24 protein-coding genes are annotated in these 21,721 nt (G+C 70.8%); 12 read left to right on the plus strand and 12 right to left on the minus strand.

The window, feature by feature from the left end:
• Positions 1-59: 59 nt before the first annotated feature.
• The 4 genes from Sru02f_RS31590 to Sru02f_RS31605 all read right to left on the minus strand — a co-directional run bounded on the left by Sru02f_RS31590 (position 60) and on the right by Sru02f_RS31605 (position 3,543).
• Entirely contained in the window at positions 60-626 is a 567-nt protein-coding gene (locus tag Sru02f_RS31590) for a Clp protease N-terminal domain-containing protein (protein WP_109033374.1), read from the minus strand.
• Positions 626-835: a helix-turn-helix domain-containing protein gene (locus Sru02f_RS31595; protein WP_003973707.1), complete on the minus strand. Its 210-nt coding sequence runs from the start codon at positions 833-835 to the stop codon at positions 626-628. Before Sru02f_RS31595 ends, Sru02f_RS31590 begins: the two co-directional genes overlap by 1 nt.
• A 145-nt stretch (positions 836-980) precedes the next feature.
• Positions 981-1,946: a zinc-binding dehydrogenase gene (locus tag Sru02f_RS31600; RefSeq protein ID WP_109033373.1), complete on the minus strand. Its 966-nt coding sequence runs from the start codon at positions 1,944-1,946 to the stop codon at positions 981-983.
• A gap of 367 nt (positions 1,947-2,313) precedes the next feature.
• Positions 2,314-3,543, minus strand: a complete 1,230-nt coding sequence (locus tag Sru02f_RS31605; RefSeq protein WP_109033372.1) for an NAD(P)-dependent malic enzyme — start codon at positions 3,541-3,543, stop codon at positions 2,314-2,316.
• Positions 3,544-4,183: 640 nt separating this feature from the next.
• On the opposite strand from Sru02f_RS31605, the gene Sru02f_RS31610 reads away from it, so the two are divergent.
• The 3 genes from Sru02f_RS31610 to Sru02f_RS31620 are packed head-to-tail and all read left to right on the plus strand — an operon-like array spanning position 4,184 to position 6,885.
• Entirely contained in the window at positions 4,184-5,146 is a 963-nt protein-coding gene (locus Sru02f_RS31610) for an ABC transporter substrate-binding protein (RefSeq protein ID WP_109033370.1), read from the plus strand.
• A gap of 30 nt (positions 5,147-5,176) precedes the next feature.
• Positions 5,177-6,127, plus strand: coding sequence for an amino acid ABC transporter permease (locus Sru02f_RS31615; RefSeq protein ID WP_003973711.1), 951 nt, complete (start codon positions 5,177-5,179; stop codon positions 6,125-6,127).
• Complete coding sequence (locus Sru02f_RS31620) at positions 6,124-6,885, plus strand: amino acid ABC transporter ATP-binding protein (protein ID WP_109033369.1); 762 nt, start codon at positions 6,124-6,126, stop codon at positions 6,883-6,885. The genes Sru02f_RS31615 and Sru02f_RS31620 overlap by 4 nt, the downstream gene beginning before the upstream one ends.
• Positions 6,886-6,949: 64 nt before the next feature.
• Here the strand turns inward: Sru02f_RS31620 and Sru02f_RS31625 are convergent, their stop codons facing one another.
• On the minus strand, positions 6,950-7,756 hold the full coding sequence (locus Sru02f_RS31625) for a class I SAM-dependent methyltransferase (protein ID WP_109033368.1): 807 nt from the start codon (positions 7,754-7,756) through the stop codon (positions 6,950-6,952).
• Positions 7,757-7,854: 98 nt separating this feature from the next.
• On the opposite strand from Sru02f_RS31625, the gene Sru02f_RS31630 reads away from it, so the two are divergent.
• Positions 7,855-8,484: a CGNR zinc finger domain-containing protein gene (locus tag Sru02f_RS31630; RefSeq protein WP_052840746.1), complete on the plus strand. Its 630-nt coding sequence runs from the start codon at positions 7,855-7,857 to the stop codon at positions 8,482-8,484.
• Here the strand turns inward: Sru02f_RS31630 and sodX are convergent.
• Entirely contained in the window at positions 8,388-8,825 is a 438-nt protein-coding gene (gene sodX, locus Sru02f_RS31635; RefSeq protein ID WP_164274157.1) for a nickel-type superoxide dismutase maturation protease, read from the minus strand. The two genes, Sru02f_RS31630 and sodX, sit on opposite strands and share 97 nt — an antisense overlap.
• A gap of 145 nt (positions 8,826-8,970) precedes the next feature.
• Here sodX and sodN point away from each other — a divergent pair, with 145 nt between their 5' ends.
• A complete protein-coding gene (sodN, locus tag Sru02f_RS31640; RefSeq protein ID WP_003973716.1) occupies positions 8,971-9,366 on the plus strand; it encodes a superoxide dismutase, Ni in 396 nt (131 codons plus the stop codon).
• Between the two features lie 355 nt (positions 9,367-9,721).
• On the opposite strand, the gene Sru02f_RS31645 is transcribed toward sodN, so the two are convergent.
• The 4 genes from Sru02f_RS31645 to Sru02f_RS31660 all read right to left on the minus strand — a co-directional run bounded on the left by Sru02f_RS31645 (position 9,722) and on the right by Sru02f_RS31660 (position 13,900).
• A complete protein-coding gene (locus Sru02f_RS31645) occupies positions 9,722-10,306 on the minus strand; it encodes a dihydrofolate reductase family protein (RefSeq protein WP_109033513.1) in 585 nt (194 codons plus the stop codon).
• Positions 10,307-10,382: 76 nt separating this feature from the next.
• A complete protein-coding gene (locus Sru02f_RS31650; RefSeq protein ID WP_109033365.1) occupies positions 10,383-10,979 on the minus strand; it encodes a GNAT family N-acetyltransferase in 597 nt (198 codons plus the stop codon).
• Positions 10,980-11,247: 268 nt separating this feature from the next.
• Positions 11,248-12,408: a family 2 encapsulin nanocompartment cargo protein polyprenyl transferase gene (locus Sru02f_RS31655; protein ID WP_109033364.1), complete on the minus strand. Its 1,161-nt coding sequence runs from the start codon at positions 12,406-12,408 to the stop codon at positions 11,248-11,250.
• A gap of 85 nt (positions 12,409-12,493) precedes the next feature.
• Positions 12,494-13,900 carry a family 2B encapsulin nanocompartment shell protein gene (locus tag Sru02f_RS31660; RefSeq protein WP_109033363.1) on the minus strand — a complete coding sequence of 469 codons (1,407 nt, stop codon included), beginning with the start codon at positions 13,898-13,900 and terminating at the stop codon, positions 12,494-12,496.
• Positions 13,901-14,207: 307 nt separating this feature from the next.
• On the opposite strand from Sru02f_RS31660, the gene Sru02f_RS31665 reads away from it, so the two are divergent.
• Positions 14,208-14,786, plus strand: coding sequence for an N-acetylmuramoyl-L-alanine amidase (locus Sru02f_RS31665; RefSeq protein ID WP_109033362.1), 579 nt, complete (start codon positions 14,208-14,210; stop codon positions 14,784-14,786).
• A 114-nt stretch (positions 14,787-14,900) separates the two neighbouring features.
• A complete protein-coding gene (locus Sru02f_RS31670; protein ID WP_109033361.1) occupies positions 14,901-15,809 on the plus strand; it encodes a 1-aminocyclopropane-1-carboxylate deaminase/D-cysteine desulfhydrase in 909 nt (302 codons plus the stop codon).
• 48 nt (positions 15,810-15,857) lie between these two features.
• On the opposite strand, the gene Sru02f_RS31675 is transcribed toward Sru02f_RS31670, so the two are convergent.
• Positions 15,858-17,450 (minus strand): Na+/H+ antiporter, encoded by a 1,593-nt coding sequence (locus Sru02f_RS31675; protein ID WP_109033360.1) that lies wholly within the window; start codon positions 17,448-17,450, stop codon positions 15,858-15,860.
• A gap of 61 nt (positions 17,451-17,511) precedes the next feature.
• On the opposite strand from Sru02f_RS31675, the gene Sru02f_RS31680 reads away from it, so the two are divergent.
• The 3 genes from Sru02f_RS31680 (at position 17,512) to Sru02f_RS31690 (ending at position 19,518) form a co-directional block, all read left to right on the plus strand.
• Positions 17,512-17,772 carry a UBP-type zinc finger domain-containing protein gene (locus tag Sru02f_RS31680; protein ID WP_109033359.1) on the plus strand — a complete coding sequence of 87 codons (261 nt, stop codon included), beginning with the start codon at positions 17,512-17,514 and terminating at the stop codon, positions 17,770-17,772.
• Positions 17,773-18,022: 250 nt separating this feature from the next.
• Positions 18,023-18,436: an ATP-binding protein gene (locus Sru02f_RS31685; RefSeq protein ID WP_003973726.1), complete on the plus strand. Its 414-nt coding sequence runs from the start codon at positions 18,023-18,025 to the stop codon at positions 18,434-18,436.
• A gap of 17 nt (positions 18,437-18,453) precedes the next feature.
• Positions 18,454-19,518 carry an RNA polymerase sigma factor SigF gene (locus Sru02f_RS31690; RefSeq protein ID WP_174855150.1) on the plus strand — a complete coding sequence of 355 codons (1,065 nt, stop codon included), beginning with the start codon at positions 18,454-18,456 and terminating at the stop codon, positions 19,516-19,518.
• Positions 19,519-19,537: 19 nt separating this feature from the next.
• On the opposite strand, the gene Sru02f_RS31695 is transcribed toward Sru02f_RS31690, so the two are convergent.
• Positions 19,538-19,996, minus strand: coding sequence for a hypothetical protein (locus Sru02f_RS31695; protein ID WP_109033512.1), 459 nt, complete (start codon positions 19,994-19,996; stop codon positions 19,538-19,540).
• 127 nt (positions 19,997-20,123) lie between these two features.
• Here Sru02f_RS31695 and Sru02f_RS31700 point away from each other — a divergent pair, with 127 nt between their 5' ends.
• Positions 20,124-21,092 carry a diacylglycerol/lipid kinase family protein gene (locus tag Sru02f_RS31700; RefSeq protein WP_109033511.1) on the plus strand — a complete coding sequence of 323 codons (969 nt, stop codon included), beginning with the start codon at positions 20,124-20,126 and terminating at the stop codon, positions 21,090-21,092.
• 320 nt (positions 21,093-21,412) lie between these two features.
• A complete protein-coding gene (locus Sru02f_RS31705; protein WP_003973730.1) occupies positions 21,413-21,670 on the plus strand; it encodes a WhiB family transcriptional regulator in 258 nt (85 codons plus the stop codon).
• Positions 21,671-21,721: the final 51 nt, after the last annotated feature.

Below are 21,721 nucleotides of genomic sequence, written 5' to 3' on the forward strand. Positions count from 1 at the left end.
GGCGCGGCGCCCCCGGCTCCCCAGGGGCGCCGCGCGCCGGTGAGCCGCCGTGCCACCGGTCAGGCGCAGGCCTTCCCGGCCCCCTCGCCCAGCACCCTGGACAGCGACGCATGGGTCACCCCGTGGTCGGCGAGCACCTCGGCGGGCACTCCGGGACGCAGGGCCAGGGCGAGGAGGAGATGCTCGTCCCCGATGTGCCGGTCACGGCGGGCGACGGCGACCCGCAGCGCCTTCTCCAGGATCTCCTTGGCGCCCCGGCTGAAGCTCCGGTGTCCCGACCACCGGCGCCCGCGCCTGCGGTCGTCGGCGGACATCGCCCCCACACCGTGGGCCTCCTCCACCCTGGCGACGATCTCCGTGACGTCGATTCCCAGTCCGGCGAGGGCCTCCGTCTCGGACTGCGACAGACCCGCACGGCGCCGTGCGTCCCCCAGCTCCCGGCGTACCGCGTCCCGGTGCTCGCCGACGCCGAGGGCCGCCAGCGCGAAGGAGGCGCGACTGCCCTGCCGGTCGAGCAGGGCGAGCAGCAGGTGCTCGGGCTCGACGGTCTCCGCCCTCGCCTCCTCGGCGTGTCCGACCGCCCCCTGCACGACCGCGCGGGCGTCCTTCGTGAATCGCTCGAACATCAATGCCTCCCGTACTTCTTGTGCACGGCCTGCCTGCTGACTCCGAGTTCCGTGGCGATCTCCTGCCACGACCATCCCTGCCGACGGGCGCTGCGCACCTGTACGGCTTCCAGTTGCTCCACCAGCTTCCGCAGGGCGGTGACGGCTCGCAGCCCGATCCGGGGATCACGGTCACCCGCACGCGTGGCGAGATCCGTTGCTTCACTCATACCGTCAACCTAGGTTGACATGACCCGCTTGTCAACCCTGGTTGACATGGGTACTGGCGGTACCGCACGGCCGGGACACGCGAACGGCGGGCCCGGAGAACCGGACCCGCCGTGTCTGGGCGTCTGAGCGTCTGGGGGGAACGCGTCAGGAGTTGCTGAGCACGATCTTGCCGAACTGCCCCCCGGAGGCCATCCGCTCGAACCCTTCACGGGCCCGGTCCATCGGAAGCACCTCGTCGATGACGGGACGCACACCGGTGGCGGCGCAGAAGGACAGCAGGTCCTCCAGCTCGTCCTTGGAGCCCATCGTGGAGCCGACGACCTTGAGCTCCAGGAAGAAGATCCGGGTGAGTTCGGCGTGGGAGGGCCGGTCACCGCTGGTGGCCCCGGAGATGACCAGCGTGCCGCCGGGCCGCAGCGACTTGATGGAGTGCGACCAGGTGGCGGCGCCCACGGTCTCGATCACGGCGTCGACCCGCTGCGGCAGCCGCGCACCGGTCTCGACGGCCTCCACCGCACCGAGCTCCAGCGCCCGCTTGCGCTTGGCCTCGTCCCGGCTGGTGGCGAAGACCCGCAGCCCGGCCGCCTTGCCGAGCACGATCGCGGCCGTGGCGACCCCGCCGCCGGCGCCCTGCACCAGCACCGAGTCACCGGGACGCACCCCGGCGTTGGTGAACAGCATCCGGTACGCCGTCAGCCAGGCGGTCGGCAGGCAGGCGGCCTCCTCGAAGGAGAGCTCCTTGGGCTTGGGCAGGATGTTCCAGGTCGGCACGGCGACCTGCTCGGCGAACGTCCCCGGGTAGCGCTCGGTGAGGATGGAGCGGGGCTCCTCGGGGCCGACGCCGTGGCCGGTCTGGCCGATCACGGAGTGCAGGACGACCTCGTTGCCGTCCGCGTCGATCCCGGCGGCGTCGCAGCCGAGGATCATCGGCAGCCGGCCCTCGGGGAGGCCGACGCCACGCAGGGACCACAGGTCGTGATGGTTGAGGGAGGCGGCCCTGACATCGACGACGCTCCAGCCGGGCCGGGCCTCGGGAGCCGGAAGCTCTCCCAACTCCAGGCCGGCCAACGGCTGGTCGCGGTCGATTCGGGCGGCATAGACAGCGAACATGACCTTGACGATAGGTTCCCCACCCCCCAACCGGAACCACAGCCCCGTGTGACACACCCCCTCTTGCCAGCCACCCCCGGCCCCAGCTGCGATCAGCCGCGCCTGCCAGCCCCCACCCTCCTCCCCCCCCAGCTGCGGGCAGTCGTGCCGCTGGGGCGGCACGGGTGGGCGCAGCGGCACCCGCCCAGCGCCGGTCAGCGCCCCACCCCGCGCCCAGCACCAGCGCACCCGCACTCGCACCGGCCCCCGCACCCGCACCGGCCCCCGCACCCGCACCCGCACCCGCACCCAAAAGACAAGCGGCCCCGCCCACCAAGGACGAGACCGCTCACCACACCGCAGGGATCACCCCGCAGGCGTCACACCGTCACCGGCGCGCAACCCCCTCCGCCCGGGCCGCCGCGGCCACCGCCGCCGTCACGGCCGGCGCGACCCGCTCGTCGAACGGGGACGGAATGACATAGTCCGCGGCGAGGTCGTCCCCCACCACGGCGGCCAGCGCCTCGGCCGCCGCCAGCTTCATGCCCTCGGTGATCCGCGACGCCCGCACCTGGAGAGCGCCCGCGAAGATGCCGGGGAACGCCAGCACGTTGTTGATCTGGTTCGGGAAGTCCGAACGCCCGGTCGCGACGACCGCCGCGTACTTGTGGGCGACCTCCGGATGCACCTCCGGGTTCGGGTTGGCCATCGCGAAGACGAAGGCACCCTCGGCCATCGAGGCCACCGCCGGCTCCGGCACCGTACCGCCGGAGACGCCGATGAAGACGTCGGCACCCGCCAGCGCCGCCTCCAGCGGGCCGGAGAGCCCGGCCTTGTTGGTGAAGGAGGCCAACTCCTGCTTGACCGGGGTCAGGTCCTCCCGGTCGGCCGAAACGACACCCTTGCGGTCGGCGACCGCGACGTCCCCGATGCCGGCCTCCACCAGCATCTTGGCGATGGCGACCCCGGCCGCGCCCGCACCCGAGATCACCGCCCGCAGCTCACCCAGTGTCCGCCCGCTCAGCCGCGCCGCGTTCCGCAGGGCGGCCAGCGTCACGACGGCCGTGCCGTGCTGGTCGTCGTGGAAGACCGGGATGTCCAGCCGCTCCTGGAGCTTGCGCTCGATCTCGAAGCACCGCGGCGCCGAGATGTCCTCCAGGTTGACGCCGCCGAAGGAGGGCGCGAGCCGGACCACGGTCTCGACGATCTCGTCGGCGTCCGTGCAGTTCAGGGCGATCGGGACCGCGTCCACACCGCCGAACTGCTTGAAGAGGATGGCCTTGCCCTCCATCACCGGGAGGGACGCCTCGGGCCCGATGTCACCGAGCCCCAGCACCGCCGTGCCGTCCGTCACGACCGCGACGACCGACGACTTCCAGGTGTAGTCGTGGACGAGGTCGGGCTGCTCGGCGATCGCGCTGCACACTTTCGCGACGCCGGGCGTGTACGCCAGGGACAGGTCTTCCTTGTCGCGGACCGGCACGGTGGCCTGCACGGCCATCTTGCCGCCGCGGTGCAGCGCGAACGCGGGGTCGAAGGAGTCGAGCGCCTCGACGCCCGCCCCCTGCTCCGCACCGGCTTCGCTGTCGCTGCGAGGATTGACGATCTCCGCTGCCACTTTGTCTTACCCCTTAAGAGTTCATGGTTTGAGGGTTTGTCCACTCCTGGTGAGGAATGGGCGGGCACCGCACAGGGAGATGGCTGTCTGGGCCACGTGGACCCCCGCGCGACGGGCGCGCCGCACACGCGCCCTGAGCCCCTGATGAGGGGTGTAAAGAACCTTCTTACCCGACGGACGCCCCCGGCGACGAGTCCGATAAGCGCAAGCCCACATGCCGGACCCCGAACGCCGCATGTCGGTGACATGGCTCATAGCCAGGGTTCCGGACAACCTCTCCCGACCCCTTGACAGACCCGCGCACGACACCCGCAACAGCCCTGCTCACCCGCGATCCATGGTCGGATAACGAGAAATTCCGCAGATCTTCCGGCCGGATGGGCAGATTCCCGCAAAGGTTCGGTCGTGATGTACCGACCTGGTGCGGTTCGGGGGGTGACCCGTTATCCGATTTTGACATGGCGGCCCCCCTGAATGGCCGAGTCCGAATGGCAAGATGCCGTAATCACACAAGGTCGCGGCACTCGAAGGTGTGTGCTCTCGTCGACCCACGGCACCGGCCGGACCCCGGCCGGCGTCCCGTCCCACCGGAACTCCACCGTCCCCATCGGCAACTCCCTCATCCGCCGGAGGAACCACCATGACCGCACGCTCCACCCGTCGTACGACCGCCGCGCACTCCCGGCTAGCAGCGGTCGGTGCGATCGCGGTCGCCGGCGCCCTGCTGCTCACCGGATGCGGCGACCAGACCGAGAACGGCGACTCCGGCAGCGGCGACAACCAGTCCGCCGGCGGTGCCCCGCTGGCCGACAAGCTGCCGCAGTCGATCCGCGACAAGGGCACCATCAAGGTCGGCTCGGACATCGCGTACGCGCCCGTCGAGTTCAAGGACGACTCCGGCAAGACGGTCGGTATCGACCCCGACCTCGCGGACGCCCTGGGCAAGCAGCTCGGGGTGAAGTTCGAGTTCGAGAACGGCACCTTCGACACCCTGATCACCGGCCTGCGCTCCAAGCGGTACGACATCGCCATGTCCGCGATGACCGACACCAAGGACCGCCAGGAGGGCATCGACGCCGACACCGGCAAGAAGGTCGGCCAGGGCGTCGACTTCGTCGACTACCTCACCGCCGGTGTCTCGATCTACACCAAGAAGGGCGACGACCAGGGCATCAAGACCTGGTCCGACCTGTGCGGCAAGAAGCTCGTGCTCCAGCGCGGCACGGTCTCCGAGGACCTCGCCAAGGCCGAGAACGAGAAGTGCCCGGCCGGCAAGAAGATCTCCATGGAGGCCTTCGACAACGACCAGCAGGCCCAGACCCGGCTGCGCGCGGGCGGCGCGGACGCCGGTTCCTCCGACTTCCCGGTCGCGGCTTACGCGGTGAAGACCTCCGGCGGCGGCAAGGACTTCGAGCTCGTCGGCGAGCAGGTCGAGGCCGCGCCGTACGGCATCGCGGTCGCCAAGGACAACACGCAGCTGCGCGACGCCCTGAAGGCGGCGCTGGACGCGGTGATCGCGAACGGCGAGTACAAGAAGATCATGGACAAGTGGGGCGTGTCGGAAGGCGCCGTCACCGAGGCCGCCGTCAACGGCGGCAAGTGACCGCGCGGCGGGCGCTGAAAGGCAACATCCGTGACTGTTGACATCGACAAGACGGCGGGCGGCCCGGCCGGCACCCCGCCGACCCCGCCCGAGGCCATCAAGGCCATCCCGGTGAGGCACTACGGGCGGTACGTCTCCGCGGTCGTCGCGATCGCGCTGCTGGCCGCGGTCGTCTACGCCTTCTCCCAGGGCAAGATCAACTGGGGCGCGATCCCGGACTACTTCTTCGACGACCGTGTCCTGACCGGCATGGGCAAGACACTCCTGATCACCGTCCTCGCGATGCTGATCGGTGTCGTCGGCGGCATCCTGCTCGCCGTGATGCGGCTGTCGAAGAACCCGGTGACCTCGTCCATCGCGTGGTTCTACATCTGGTTCTTCCGCGGCACGCCGGTCCTGGTGCAGCTGGTCGTCTGGTTCAACCTCGGCCTGGTCTTCGAGTACATCAACCTCGGCCCGTTCTACCGCGACGAGTGGTCGGACTTCATGACGCCGTTCCTGACGGCGCTGCTCGGCCTCGGCCTCAACGAGGCGGCGTACATGGCGGAGATCTGCCGTGCCGGCCTGCTCGCGGTCGACGAGGGCCAGACCGAGGCGGCGCACGCGCTCGGCATGAGCCACACCAAGACGCTGCGCCGGATCGTGGTCCCGCAGGCGATGCGCGTGATCGTGCCGCCGACGGGCAACGAGGTCATCAACATGCTGAAGACGACCTCGCTGGTGTCGGTCGTCCAGTACGCCGAGTTGTTCAGAGTCGCCCAGGACATCGGCCAGACCTCGGGCGCACCGGCCGAGATGCTGTTCCTCGCGGCGGCCTGGTACCTGCTGCTGACCTCGGTCTTCAGCGTCGGCCAGTACTACCTGGAGCGCTACTACGCCCGCGGCTCCAGCCGCAGCCTGCCGCCCACCCCGATGCAGAAGATCAGGGCGAACCTGTTCTCCCTGTCGAACCGCTCCAGCACGACGGGAGGTGCGGCATGACCGCCATGGTCAAGGCCGAGGGCGTGCACAAGTCCTTCGGTGCCGTCGAGGTCCTCAAGGGCATCGACCTGGAGGTGAAGCAGGGCGAGGTGTTCTGCCTCATCGGCCCCTCCGGCTCCGGCAAGTCCACCTTCCTCAGGTGTATCAACCACCTCGAGAAGATCAACGCCGGACGTCTTTACGTCGACGGGGAGCTGGTCGGCTACCGCCAGAAGGGTGACAAGCTCTACGAGCTGAAGGACAGCGAGGTCGCCCTCAAGCGCCGGGACATCGGCATGGTCTTCCAGCGCTTCAACCTGTTCCCGCACATGACGGCCGTGGAGAACGTCATGGAGGCGCCGGTCCAGGTCAAGGGCATGAGCCGGGGGCAGGCCAGGGACCGCGCACGGGCCCTGCTGGAGCGCGTGGGCCTGGGCGACAAGGCGGGCAACTACCCCTCGCAGCTCTCCGGCGGCCAGCAGCAGCGCGTCGCCATCGCGCGGGCCCTGGCGATGGACCCGAAGCTGATGCTGTTCGACGAGCCGACCTCGGCGCTCGACCCCGAGCTGGTCGGTGACGTCCTCGACGTCATGCGCGACCTCGCGGAGTCCGGCATGACGATGGTCGTCGTCACCCACGAGATGGGCTTCGCCCGCGAGGTCGGCGACAGCCTGGTCTTCATGGACGACGGCGTGGTGGTCGAGTCGGGCAACCCGCGCGACGTGCTGACCGACCCGCAGCACGACCGGACGAAGGCGTTCCTGTCCAAGGTCCTCTGACCGTCCGCACGATTGCGCGCCGAGGGGCGGTACGGATCTCCGTACCGCCCCTCGGCGTGTGGTCCTACTTGACCGCCAGCAGCAGCGTGTCGGACGGCGAGCACCACACCGGCCGCGCCTCGCCGAAGCCCTTCTCGCGCAGCACGCGCGCGTGCCACGCCGCCGAGGGCATCTCGCCGTCGGCGTGCTCGCCGTAGATCTCGAAGCGGCGGGCGGTGGGCCCGGCCAGCACCGGGTCCTCGGCGGCGAGCTGCCACCACTCGGCCCAGTCCAGGGCACCCTGCCCCTTGGCGGCGTCCATCCGCGCGTGCCGCTGCGCGCGCTCGGCCGCGTTGATCCGGGGCGTCGCTTCGTCGATCATGTGGTCCGCGTTCATGAAGACACCGCCGTCGCGGACCAGCTCCGCGGTCCGGCCGTAGAGATCCGCGAGGGGTTCGGCGTGGAACCAGTGCAGGGCCGTCGCGGTCAGCACGGCGTCGTACGCGTCGTACGGCAGCTTCGCCGGCCAGTCGGGGTCCTTGAGGTCGGCGGTGACGAAGGAGACCCGGTCGTCGCCCGCGAAGGTGCCCTCGGCGATGGCGAGGAGCGCGGGGTCGAGGTCCACGCCGGTGCTCGTGGCGTCCGGGAACCGGTCGAGCAGCCGGGCCGTGATGGTGCCGGTGCCGCAGGCCAGGTCCAGCACGCGCGGCGCGGGACCGACGAGCGCCTCGACCATGTCGAGCATGATCCGGAACCGTTCCTCTCGGTCCGGCATGTACCACTCCTGCTGCCGGTCCCAGCTCTGCTGCCAGGCCTGCCAGTCGGCACCGGCCGCGGTGGTCGTGGCCGTGGTGGTGGCCGTGGTGGCCGTGGTCGTGTCCGCGTTCGTCATCGAGCCCCTCCGCACTGCGTCGCGTAATACCCTGGAAGCACGATCAGCTGTTACCTGACCGCAGGCACGACCCTAGAGCCCCGTCGTAAGGACTACAAGTGGAACTGGCCTATTACTCGGATTACGCCGTACGTCTCGTCAACACCGAGGAACCGTCGCGGGGACAGGACTCCCTGACCTCGGTGGAGGCCGTCCGCGAGCTCTTCGGCGCCAACCAGTCGGCGGCCCGGCGCGCGTCCGACGCCGACGTGACGCGGTTCCGCTCGGTCCGGGGACGGCTGCGCGCGGTCTTCGAGGCGGCCGACGGCGGCGACGAGACCCTCGCCGTGGACCTGCTGAACTCACTGCTCCTGGAGTTCCCGGTGAGCCCGCAGATCTCGGGCCACGACCACCGCGCGGAGGACGGCAGCCCGCTGTGGCACATGCACCTGGCGGACCACCCCTCCAACGCGACGGCCGGATTCGCGGCCATCGCGGCGATGGGCCTGGCCTTCCACCTCACCGAGTACGGGGTCGACCGGCTGGGCCTGTGCGAGGCGGCCCCCTGCCGCAACGCCTATCTGGACACCTCCACCAACCGCTCCCGGCGCTACTGCTCCGACCGCTGCGCCACCCGCGCCAACGTGGCGGCCTACCGCGCCCGCAAGCGCCTGGAGGCGGACCGGTCGGCCAGCACCGGCCTGACCGCCGACAGCGCCCAGCGGACCACGGCGAGCGGCGAACGCTGACCCGCCCGCGGCGGCCGGTACCGGAACCGGACCCGGCCGAGGACGAGGTCCTGCGGGACCACCCCGTAGTCGGTACTGTCCCCGCCCGCGAACGCGTTGTCCCCGAGCACCCACCAGCCGGCCCCACGCCGTTCGGCCGCCCGCTTGACCACGAGCAGGTCCTGCTGGAAGGGGTGCCGCAGCACGACTACGTCACCCGGCCGGACCCGGGCCCCCCAGTGCACGAGCAGCACGTCACCGTGGTGCAGCGTGGGCACCATCGACGGCCCGGTCACCTCGGCCGGCCCGAAGGGCAACGCCCCTCTGGCGCGCTCGGTCTCCTGCGACAGTTGCTCCGGCATCACCCGGCACCTCCCCGGTCTTTCCTCCACCAGTCTCAGTCTCACCCCGGACTTTTGTCCTAAGCCCACGGGGGCACCCGCGAAAACAGGTCTCCCAGGGAGTAATGTCCCCCCTGAGAAGACGATCACGAGGAAGGAACGCTTCATGCTTTCCCGCCTGTTTGCCCCCAAGGTCACGGTCAGCGCCCACTGCGACCTGCCCTGCGGCGTGTACGACCCTGCCCAGGCCCGCATCGAGGCGGAGTCGGTGAAGGCCGTCCAGGAGAAGATGGCCGGCAACGACGACCCGCACTTCCAGACGCGCGCCACGGTCATCAAGGAGCAGCGCGCCGAGCTCGCGAAGCACCACGTCTCCGTGCTGTGGAGCGACTACTTCAAGCCCCCGCACTTCGAGAAGTACCCGGAGCTGCACCAGCTGGTCAACGACACCCTGAAGGCCCTGTCGGCCGCCAAGGGCTCGAAGGACCCGGCGACCGGCCAGAAGGCCCTGGACTACATCGCCCAGATCGACAAGATCTTCTGGGAGACCAAGAAGGCCTGACGGACGTCAGCATCCCGGGGCCGGCGATCGGTGCACCATCGCAGGCCGCAGGGCAGCCCGAAGGGGCCCGGCGCCATCCTGGCCGGGCCCCTTCGGCGTTGTCGTGGTCAGGGGTTCTCGGTGACCGGTTCCCGGGAGTGATCCGGCCTCCCGGGCCGTGCCTCGCCTTCGGCGGCCCCGGCGCTCTTCCCGGGACCCGCCTCGCACTCCGGGTTGCCGCACGGGCCCGGGGCCCATTCCGGTACCCATATGCCCAGCGTCTTGTGGCGCCGGACGACCGCTTCGACTGGCTGTCCGCACACGGGACAGGCGTACGTGTCGCTGTCCATACCCCCAGGTTAGAGCGGCAGGCGGCTCAGCGCTTGCGGTGGTACGTACGCACCACGACACCGTTGCCGAAGGTCCGCACCGAGTCCGGCACGAATTCGGCCACCTCGAAGCCGGAGCCGAACATCGGCATACCGGTGCCGAGCACCACGGGATAGGTCTTGACGACCAGTTCGTCGACCTCGTCGACCAGTTCGCCGGCCACGGCCGATCCGCCGCACAGATAGATGCCGAAGGCACTGTCCTCGGCCTTCAGCTCCCGGACCCTGCCGACCAGATCCGTCGAGATGATCTCGACGTTCGGGTCGGGCGACTCCGTGAGCGTGCGCGAGGCGACGTATTCGCGCAGGTGGGCATAGGGGCTGGTGACGCCCTCCTTGAGGGCCAGGTCGTAGCTGGCGCGTCCCTGCACGATCGTGTCGAACCGCTTGTTCGGCAGGTCGTCGATGCCCAGCGGACGACGGCCGTGGGTCGGCAGTGTCTCCGGATACTCCGACTTCAGGAACTCGAAGAACTCCTCGTCGACGAACGGGACCATGAACGACGCGTCGCCGTCCGGGCCGCCGATGAAGCCGTCGATCGAGCAGGCGACGAAGTACGTGAGTTTGCGCAAACCGGTCTCCCCCTTCATGTTGACCACTACGATCACAGTACTCCATGCGTAGTTGTTTGGGGAACGGATTACGAGATCACGGAGTCCGCGGCTCGCGCCACATCGGCCACATGCGAGGGCCGTCCGGCAGATCCAGGGCCCGGCCGGTGAACTCGAAGCCGAGACGTTCGTAGAGCGCCTTCCCGCGGGCGCTGCTCGCCTCCAGATAGGCGGGCAGGCCCTCGCGGTCGCAGCGGTCGAGGACGGTGCCGATCAGCGCGGTTCCCAGGCCCTCGCCCTGCCGCTCCGGGACCACGCCGATCATCCACAGGTACGCGTGCGCCCGGCCGGAGGGGTGGATCCCGTCCGTGAGCCGGGCTATCAGCTCCACGCGCTCGTTCTCCGGGTCGACGGCCTCGCGGATCTGGGCGGGGCCGTCCTCGGCACCCTCGTGCTCCTCCGCCGGGACGGGGAGCCACAGCGCGCAGGCGGCGCCGTCCTCGGTGAGATCGACACGGCCGTCCGCGAAGACGGCGTCTGCGAACGCGGCCATGAGCCGATGATGGGTCCGGCGACGGTACTCCGCACCGGGAAAGACCCAGCTGCTCACCGGATCGTCCTGAAAGGCCTCGTCCAGCAGCCGGACGACCAGCTCCCGGTCACCCTCCCCCGCCGTGCGGATCACCACACCCATGCCTCGCCCCTTCGGCTCAACCCTGCTTGCCTGTACGGCGGTTGAGCCTAGCCGCTGGGCCTGGGCCCCACGGGGAGGGACAGGGGGGCGGGCCCCGCACACCGTGGGGAAGTGCGGGACCCGCCGGACCGGAGCCGTCGGCGGTGCGGCCGTACGTCGGTCAGGTGCCGTACGGCCCTGCACGGGCTCCGGGGTCTTGCGTGGCCGGCCCGGCGATCCACGACGCCGGGGCGGGCGAGGGGGCCGGGGCGGCGCTGAGGTGCTGCGCTCAGGTGCTGCGCCGCGTCACGAACTCGGCCAGGGCGAGGAGGCCGCCCGCCGCCTCCGGCTCGGGCACGGCACGCGCCAGCTCCTGCATGGCCCTTGCCATCCGGTCGGCCGCCTGGGCCTGTGCCCAGTCCCGGCCGCCGGCCCGCTCCACGGCCAGGGCGGTGCGCTCCAGGTCCTCCTTGTTCTCGTCGTACGGGCCGGTGTACAGCTCGGCCAGTTCGGCGGCGGCCGGGGTGCCGGAGGTGAGGGCGGCGACCACCGGCAGTGACTTCTTGCGGGCGGCCAGGTCCGCACCGGCCGGCTTGCCGGTGTGGCGCGGGTCGCCCCATATGCCGATGACGTCGTCGATGAGCTGGAAGGCCATCCCCGCCTCACGGCCGAAGGCGTCCAGGGCCTCGACGTCCTCCGTGGCGGCGCCCGCGTACAACGCGCCGACGGCACAGGCGCAGCCCAGCAGGGCACCCGTCTTGGCCTCGGCCATGACGAGCGTCTCGTCGAGGGTCACCTCACCCGGCGGGCGCCGCTCCATCGCCGTGTCCGCGTGCTGGCCCTCGCACAGCTCCATGACGCAGTCGGCGAGCCGGGTGGCCGCCGCCGCGGACGCCGGATGCGGGTCGGCGGCGAACATCCGCAGGGCGAGCGCCTGAAGTGCGTCCCCGGCGAGGATCGCGTCGGCGTCGCCGAACACGGTCCACGCGGTCGGCCGGTGCCGCCGGGTGGCGTCGCGGTCCATCACGTCGTCGTGCAGCAGGGTGAAGTTGTGGACCAGTTCCACCGCCGCCGCGGCACGGACGGCCGCCGCGCGGGCCGCCGGACCGCCGAGCGCGGCCGCCGCGGTGAGGACGAGGGCGGGGCGGATCGCCTTGCCCGCGTTGCCCGAAGCGGGCGTGCCGTCCGCGTGCTGCCAGCCGAAGTGGTAGAGCGCGACCCGGCGCATCGACTCCGGCAGCGTCGCGATGGCGGACCGCAGTTCGGGATCGACCGACGCTCGTGACTCGCTCAGGAGCAGCGCCGCCTCGTGCCCTTCGACCACCGCCTCCCCCGGTCCGTCGGACGGCTCCCCCGGCTCCTTCTCGCGCTGTGTGCCGATGGGCCCGTGCCTTTCCGGCGTCCCGGTGGGACGGCACGTCGCGGTGGCGCCGCGCCGGGTCTCCGTCATGGACTCACCTTCCCCCTGGGCCCGTCCGTACCCCGGGGGTGTACCCGCCCGGGAGGGCGGGAACACGGCGTTCGGGACAGTGACGTCACCGCCAGCGGCCGATCTCGACGTTCTCCAGCACACCGAGCGCGTCCGGCACGAGGACCGCGGCCGAGTAGTAGGCCGTGACCAGGTACTTGATGATCGCCTGCTCGTTGATCCCCATGAAGCGCACCGACAGACTCGGCTCGATCTCGTCCGGGATGCCGGTGGCCCGCAGGCCGATGACGCCCTGGTCCTGCTCGCCGGTACGCATCGCGATGATCGAGGACGTACGGGCCTCGGTGACCGGGATCTTGTTGCACGGGTAGATGGGCACACCGCGCCAGGTCGGGATGCGGTTCCCGGCGACGTCGATGGTCTCGGGGACGAGGCCGCGCTTGTTGAACTCGCGGCCGATGGCGGCGATGGCGCGCGGGTGGGCGAGGAGCAGCTTGGTGCCGCGCCGGCGGCTCAGCAGTTCGTCGAGGTCGTCGGGACCGGGCACTCCGTCGTGCGGCTGGATGCGCTGGTCGTACTCGCAGTTGTGCAGCAGCCCGAACTCCCGGTTGTTGATGAGTTCGTGCTCCTGGCGTTCCTTCAGCGCCTCGACCGTCAGGCGGATCTGCTGCTCGGTCTGGTTCATCGGCTGGTTGTACAGATCGGCCACGCGCGAGTGGATGCGCAGCACGGTCTGGGCGACGCTCAGTTCGTACTCGCGCGGCCGGGCCTCGTAGTCGACGAACGTGTGCGGGATGTCCGGCTCGCCGCTGTGGCCGGCCGCGAGGTCGATCTCCTTCTCACCGTGCCTGTTGGTGCGCTGCTCCGGGATCGAGCGCCGCTGCTCCAAGTGCTCGCGCAGGGAGTCGGCCCGCTCCGCGACCTGGTCCACCTCCTGGCGGGGCAGCACGAGCACCGTGCAGGCGGTGACGGTGCGGGCGGTGTACTCCCAGATGGCGTCCCCGTCGAGGAGCGCCTGGTCGCCGAAGTAGGCGCCGTCGGCGAGGACGCCGAGCACCGCGTCGTCGCCGTAGGGGCCGGTGCCGATCTTCTCGACCTTGCCATGCGCCAGCAGGTAGACCTCGTCGGCCCGCGCGCCGAACGAGGCGATCACCTCGCCGGGGCCGAACTCCTGCTGCTCGCAGCGCTGCGCGAGTTCCGACAGGACCTCGTCGTCCTCGTACGACCGCAGGGCCGGCAGCTCGCCCAGCTCCGCGGGGACGACCTCGACGCGGTCGCCGGTCTTCACGAACGTCACGCGGCCGTCGCCGACGGCGAAGGTCAGACGCCGGTTGACCCGGTACGTGCCGCCCTGGATGTCCACCCAGGGGAGCGAGCGCAGCAGCCAGCGAGAGCTGATCTCCTGCATCTGAGGAACGGACTTGGTGGTGGTGGCCAGGTTCCGCGCGGCCGCCGTGCCGAGGCTCTGCTGCGGCCTGGTCTGCTCGGTGCGGACCTCTTCGCCTACCGACATAAGGAATTGCCCTCCCGGTCATGCCGGACGGCTGCGCCCGGCATCGATGTGCGTGGACCAGCCTTCCTCACGGAGCGTGCCGGTGCTATTACACGAACGAGCGGGAATGGATCACACGCGGCCGGGGCAGATATGGGGGCTTGTTTCGACTTCGGCACCCCCTGGCCGGGATGAGATTGTCCGAAACGACTCGCACACGGGCCGAACAAGTAATAGGAGTTGGTCCGTTTCGGTACAAGCTCCGTACGAGGCGGTCGCGTCGGGCGGTCGTCGCGGAGCGTGAAGGAGCCCGGCCGTGGCCTCACCCATGTCCGCGAGCAGTTTCCTCAAGGCACTGAAGGCGGAGGGCCTCACCGTCGTCCAGGTCGGCGACTGGCGGGACCACAACCGCAACCACAAGGGCCCGTGGGGTCCCGTGCACGGTGTGATGATCCATCACACGGTCACCAAGGGCAGCGCGCGGACGGTGGACATCTGCCGCAAGGGATACGAAGGTCTGCCGGGCCCCCTGTGCCACGGGGTCGTCACCAAGGACGGCAGGGTCCACCTGGTCGGGTACGGCAGGGCCAACCACGCCGGTCTCGGCGACGACGACGTACTGCGCGCGGTGATCGCGGAGAAGGCGCTGCCCCGGGACAACGAGGCGAACACCGACGGCAACCGGCACTTCTACGGCTTCGAGTGCGAGAACCTGGGCGACGGCGACGACCCGTGGCCGGCGGCACAGCTGGAGGCGATCGAGCGGGCCGCCGCGGCCGTGTGCCGCCACCACGGCTGGAACGAGCGGTCCGTCATCGGCCACCTGGAGTGGCAGCCGGGCAAGGTGGATCCGCGCGGATTCACGATGGCGTCCATGCGAAGCCGCATCCGGGACCGCCTGAAGTGACCCGGGCCGACCGGGGTGGCCGGAACCGGCCGAGGTGCCCGGGACCGGTCGCCGTGCCCCGGGAGCGCGCCGGGGCGAGGTGGCCGGGACGCCCGGTGGCGTGACAATGGCGGGGTGACCGGCACCGATACCCGTGAGCTCGCCCCCCTGCGGCCCCGTCTGCCCTCTCCGCTGCACGAGGTGGCCGACGGACGGTTCGAGCGCCACGGTGTCCGGCTGCTGCTCAAGCGGGACGATCTGATCCATCCCGAGCTGGTCGGCAACAAGTGGCGCAAGCTGGCACCGAATCTCGCCACGGCCGACGGGCGCACCGTCGTCACGTTCGGCGGCGCCTACTCCAACCACCTGCGGGCCGCGGCCGCGGCCGGCCGGCTGCTCGGGCTGCCCACGGTGGGCGTGGTCCGCGGTCAGGAGCTGGCCGGCGCGCCGCTCAACCCCTCACTGGCCCGGTGCGCAGCCGACGGGATGCGGCTGCACTTCGTCGACCGCTCCACGTACCGGCGCAAGTCCGAACCCGAGACCCTGGCGGCCCTGCTGCGCGCGGCGGGCGCCGAGGGCGCCGTCGTCGTCCCCGAGGGCGGAAGCAACGCGGCGGCCGTCCGCGGCTGCCGTGCCCTGGGCGAGGAGCTGGGCACCCACGCCGACGTGGCCGCCGTCGCCTGCGGCACCGGCGGCACGCTCGCCGGCCTCGCCGCCGGGCTTCCCCGGGGGCGGCGGGCCCTCGGCATACCCGTGCTCAAGGGCGGCTTCCTGGAGGGTGACATACGGCGGCTCCAGGAGAGCGCGTTCGGCGGGCCCCGCGGCGACTGGAGCCTGGAGGACCGCTTCCACCACGGCGGCTACGCCCGCACGACGCCCGGGCTGGACGCCTTCGCCGCCGATTTCGAGCACCGCCACGGCCTCCCCGTGGAGCGCGTCTACGTCGCCAAGATGCTGTACGCCCTGCTCGCCCTCACCGAGGAGGGCGCCTTCCCGCGCGGGACGACCCTGGCGGCGGTCGTCACCGGCCGGCCCTTCCCCTGAGCGGGTCGAAACCGCCGCCCCGACGCGCCCGCGTGCCCCGGCGTCCGCTCACGTCGCCTCCCGGTACGCGGCGGCCTCCTCCAGGTCCAGCCGGCGCAGCAGGGTCCGGAGCATCTCGTCGTCGATGTAGCGGCCGTCCCTAAGCCGGACGAAGACCTCGCGCTCGGCGCTGATCATCTCCCGGGAGAGTCGCCGGTAGGTGTCGTCGACGGTCTCGCCGGTGACGGGGTTGACCTGGCCGAGCCGTTCCCAGACGGCGTTGCGCCGGCGCTCCAGGACCATGCGGAGGCGGTCGGCGAGCGGCGCCGGCAGCAGGTTGCGCTCGTCGGCGAGCAGGTCGTCCAGGCGCAGTTCCGCGACCCGCGAGGCCTGCGCCTGGGCGTTGGCCTCCGCCAGCGTCTCGGCCTGCACGTCGTGCCCCGGGAACTTCAGCAGGCGGATCAGCGGCGGCAGGCTGACGCCCTGGACGACCAGCGTGCCGATGACCGTGGTGAAGGTCAGGAACAGGATGAGGTTGCGCTCGGGAAAGGGCTCGCCCCCGTGCACGGTGAGCGGGATGGAGAACGCGATGGCCAGGGAGACCACGCCCCGCATCCCGGCCCAGCCGATCACGAACGGCGCCTTCCAGGAGAGCTCGCCCTCACGCGCGCGTACCCGTGCCGACAGCCGGGGCAGGAACGTCGCCGGGTACACCCACACGAACCTCGCCACGGCGACCACCAGGAAGACGGCGAGGGCGTACCAGGCGGCGTCGGCACCCTCGTACTCCCCCAGGCCCTTGAGGACGACGGGCAGCTGGAGTCCGATGAGGGCGAACACGGCCGACTCCAGGACGAACGCGACCATCTTCCACACCGCCTCCTCCTGGAGCCGGGTGGCGAAGTCGACCTCCCACGCGCGGTGGCCGAGGTAGAGCGCGACGACGACCACCGCGAGCACCCCGGAGGCGTGCACCTGCTCGGCGACCGCGTAGGCGACGAACGGGATCAGCAGGGAGAGCGTGTTCTGCAGCAGCGCCTCCGTCAGGTGGGTGCGCAGCCAGTGCAGCGGCACCATCAGGACCAGCCCGACGCCGACGCCGCCCACCGCCGCGATGAGGAACTCGCCGATCCCGCCGGCCCAGGTCGCCCCCTCGCCGACGGCCGCGGCGAGCGCCACCTTGAAGGCGGTGATCGCGGTGGCGTCGTTCACCAGGGACTCGCCCTGGAGGATCGTGGTGATCCGGGAGGGCAGCCCCACGCGGCGGGCGACCGCCGTGGCCGCGACGGCGTCCGGGGGCGCCACGACCGCGCCGAGGACCAGGGCCGCGGTCAGCGGCAGGCCCGGCACGATGAGGTACGCCGCGCAGCCGACGACGAAGGTGGCGAACAGGACGTAGCCCACGGACAGCAGCGCCACGGGCCGGGCCTGCGCCCGCAGGTCCAGGTAGGAGCTGTCGGTGGCCGCCGTGTAGAGCAGCGGGGGCAGCAGCAGGGGCAGGACGATGTGCGGGTCGAGAGTGTAGTCGGGCACACCGGGCACGTAGCTCACCGCCAGGCCGACCGCGACCAGGAGCAGCGGCACCGGCACCGGTACACGTCGTCCCGCCGCGGCGACCGCGGCGCTGCCCGCCACCAGCAACAGCAGCGGCATCACGTCCATCGTCCTCGCCCGCCCTCGTCTTCCGCGCGGTCATCCGCACTCCCGTCGTAACCTGGCAATCATGAAACAGTGCACGCACGCCGACGCGCTGCCGCACCCGGAACCCGAGCCGTGCGGCGAGACCTGTCCCGAGTGTCTGGCCGAGGGCACGGACCCGGTGCAGCTGAGGCTGTGTCTCATCTGCGGTCATGTCGGCTGCTGCGACTCCTCGCCGAACCGGCACGCGACGGCGCATTACAAGGAGAGCGGCCACCCGGTGATGAGGACCTTCGAACCCGGGGAGAGCTGGCGCTGGTGCTTCGTCGATCACGTCCTGGTGTGACCTGTGCCCGGGACGGTTCGACCGTCTGACGTCTGGGTACGTCAACCCGGCGCGCGCTCTTCCGATTTGAGCCCGCCGACCCCCTAGCCACTGTGCGTGTTCGCGTGTTTACTATGAGTGACAGCACGGGGTTGGGGTCTCGGGGACAGGAAACTTCGGAGCGCGATAACGTCACCGCTGAACCACGTGTCGCGTTATCCCGAGGGGTGTCCCTCGGCCCTGTAACGCTTGTACCACCTTGGAGGTGAGGGTGTCCCAGATCGCAGGCGAGCCCGCGACCCAGGACTTCGTCGAAGTCCGGCTGCCGGCCGCGGGTGCCTACCTGTCGGTGCTGCGTACGGCGACGGCCGGCCTCGCAGCTCGTTTGGACTTCACCCTCGACGAGATCGAGGACCTGCGCATCGCAGTCGACGAGGCCTGCGCGATCCTGCTGCAGCAGGCCGTGCCCGGCTCGGTGCTCAGTTGCGTCTTCCGCCTGGTCGACGACTCGCTCGAGGTCACCGTCTCGGCGCCGACCACGGACGGCCACGCGCCGTCCCGGGACACCTTCGCCTGGACGGTGCTCTCCGCCCTCGCGGGCAAGGTCTCCTCCGCCGTGGACGAGGACAAAACCGTTTCGATCAGCCTCTACAAACAGCGCGGCGCGGGACCCGGGCCGACGTGAGGGACGGGGACGGGCCGGTGCGGGACGAAGAGCGCGGTACACGGGAGCTGCCGGCCGAGGGCACACGTTCTCCGAACGAGGCGCGACGCACGGCGGACGGCACCGACGGCATCCCCGAGCAGGCCCGGCCGCACCCGGAGGACGAGACCTCGCCCGGGGCCGTCGTTCCGGGCGACGGGCCGCGGACCGGGGAGACCCCCGTCCGGCCCGTCCGAGCGGAGGCGCGGGCTCGGGAAAAGGCAACGGGCGGGACGATGAGCGAGCACGAGCGACACTCCGAGAGCCACGCGCCGGGCGCACGGGGCACGCAGGGCACACGGCACGACCCGCAGGACCGCAGCGGCGCGCGCCTCCTCTTCGCCGAGCTGCGCACGCTGACGAAGGACAGCCCGGAGTACGCGGAGCTGCGCAATCGGCTGGTCCGCATGCACCTGCCGCTGGTCGAGCACCTCGCGCGCCGCTTCCGCAACCGCGGCGAGCCGCTGGACGACCTGACCCAGGTCGCCACCATCGGACTGATCAAGTCGGTGGACCGCTTCGACCCGGAGCGCGGCGTGGAGTTCTCCACGTACGCGACGCCCACGGTCGTCGGCGAGATCAAGCGGCACTTCCGGGACAAGGGCTGGGCGGTGCGGGTCCCGCGCCGGCTCCAGGAGCTGCGGCTGGCCCTGACGACGGCCACGGCGGAGCTGTCCCAGCTGCACGGCCGCTCCCCCACGGTCCACGAGCTGGCCGAGAAGCTGTCGATCTCGGAGGAGGAGGTCCTGGAGGGCCTGGAGTCGGCCAACGCGTACTCCACGCTGTCCCTGGACGTCCCGGACACCGACGACGAGTCACCGGCGGTCGCCGACACCCTCGGTGCCGAGGACGAAGCCCTGGAGGGGGTCGAGTACCGGGAGTCGCTCAAGCCGCTCCTCGAGGACCTGCCACCGCGGGAGAAGCGCATCCTGCTGCTGCGCTTCTTCGGCAACATGACCCAGTCCCAGATCGCGCAGGAGGTCGGCATCTCCCAGATGCACGTGTCCCGGCTGCTGGCCCGCACGCTGGCACAGCTGCGCGAGAAGCTGCTCGTCGAGGAGTAACCGCCGGTCGGCGGGTGCCCTACGGCTGCTTCCCCGCGTTGCCGGGCCCGCGGATACCGAGGGCCTGGGTGGTCGTCGGATTGACGAGCAGCACCAGCGCGGTGACGGCCACGACACCGAGCACGATGCCCGCCGGTACGGCCAGGCTGTCGGCCCGCACCATGTTGTAGGCGACCGGCAGCGCCATGATCTGCGTGATCACGGCGGGCCCCCGGCTCCAGCCCCGTCGGGCGATCAGGCCGCGGGCGGCGAGCAGCGGCAGCAGGGCGAGGACGATCAGGGTGACTCCGCCGGTGACGGCCGAGGTCCGGTCGTCGGGGTGTCCGGTGAGGCCCTCCACGAGCATCCAGCCGCCGCCGACGAGGAGCGCCAGCCCCTCCAGTGCGGCGATCGCGGCCGCCGCGGTCAGCCGGCCGGGGCGAGGGCCCGTCTCTTCGGCGGTTGCGGGGGTGGGGGTGGGGGTCTGCTCACTGCTCACCCCGAAAGGGTAGCCCTCGGCGCGCCCGCGTCCGCCGCGGTGTCCCACGTATCACGCGTGCCGTCCGCCGGTGACCATCTTCACCTCGGTCTGGGCCGGGTACCACCCAGTAGGTACCCTGCACACCATGCGTGCACTTCTCGTGGTCAATCCGGCGGCAACCACCACGAGTGCGCGCACGCGCGACGTGCTGATCCACGCGCTCGCGAGCGAGATGAAGCTGGAGGCGGTCACCACCGGGTACCGCGGCCACGCGCGCGACCTCGGCCGGCAGGCGGCACAGAGCGACGACATCGACCTGGTCGTGGCCCTCGGCGGCGACGGCACGGTGAACGAGGTCGTCAACGGTCTGCTGCACGCGGGCCCCGACCCGGAGCACCTGCCCGGTCTCGCGGTGGTCCCGGGCGGTAGCACCAACGTCTTCGCCCGCGCCCTCGGCCTGCCCAACCACGCGGTGGAGGCCACCGGAGCCCTGCTGGACGCCCTGCGCGAGGGCAGCGAGCGGACCGTCGGCCTGGGGCTGGCGTCGGGTACGCCCGGCTCGGAGGACGAAGCGGTTCCGGCCCGCTGGTTCACCTTCAACGCCGGTCTGGGGTTCGACGCCGGGGTGGTCGGCCGGGTCGAGCAGCACCGCGAGCGCGGCAAGAAGTCCACGCACGCCCTCTACGTCCGCCAGGTGGTGCGTCAGCTCATCGGCGAGCCGCACCGCCGCAGCGGGACGATCACTCTGGAGCGGGCGGGCGAGGACCCGGTCACCGATCTGGTCCTGTCCATAGTTTCGAACACCTGCCCCTGGACGTTCCTCGGGAACCGCCCGATCTACGCCTCTCCCGAGGCGTCGTTCGACACCGCACTCGACGTGTTCGGCCTGAGCCGGCTGTCGACGGCCGCGGTTGCCCGGTATGGCACCCAGTTGCTCACTTCGTCCCCCGAGCGCGGGCCGCGGGGCCGCCACGCGGTCTCCCTGCACGATCTGACCGAGTTCACCTTGCATTCGAAGGTGCCCCTGCCCCTTCAGATGGACGGTGACCACCTGGGGTTGCGGACCAGCGTGACGTTCACAGGCGTACGCCGTGCACTGCGTGTGATTGTGTGAGCAGAAGGGGCGAAAGTCCTTTCACTCGAACGTTTAGACCAGGATCCACCCCATGGAAGTACGGCTGTGACCTAGTCGACACCGAAGAATCAAAAAAAACTTTCCGGAAGGGGTTGTATCCGCCGCCGAGGTTTGCGAGTCTCTTCTTGGCGATCGGGACAGCCCGCAGGACCGGCATCCACAGATCACCGGAACCCCTCTTCAAACCACAGGACCACGCCAGGGAACCTGGCGGTAGGCCCTTCCCTTGTTGAGGGATTCGTGAAAGCGTTCACATTCACAAGCATCCCAGCATGTAATACCAAGGAGAGGTAGCAGCCATGGACTGGCGTCACCGCGCCGTTTGCCGCGAGGAAGACCCCGAGCTCTTCTTCCCCATCGGCAACACCGGTCCCGCGCTGCTGCAGATCGAGGAAGCCAAGGCCGTCTGCCGTCGCTGCCCCGTCATGGAGCAGTGCCTGCAGTGGGCGCTCGAGTCCGGCCAGGACTCCGGCGTCTGGGGTGGTCTCAGCGAGGACGAGCGCCGCGCAATGAAGCGCCGTGCCGCCCGCAACCGGGCTCGTCAGGCCTCCGCCTGACAACCCACCCCTACTGACAGCCTCAGCTTGGCGGCGCGTACAGCGAGTACG

This window comes from Streptomyces rubrogriseus (assembly GCF_027947575.1).
In the GTDB taxonomy this organism is placed as follows: domain Bacteria; phylum Actinomycetota; class Actinomycetes; order Streptomycetales; family Streptomycetaceae; genus Streptomyces; species Streptomyces rubrogriseus.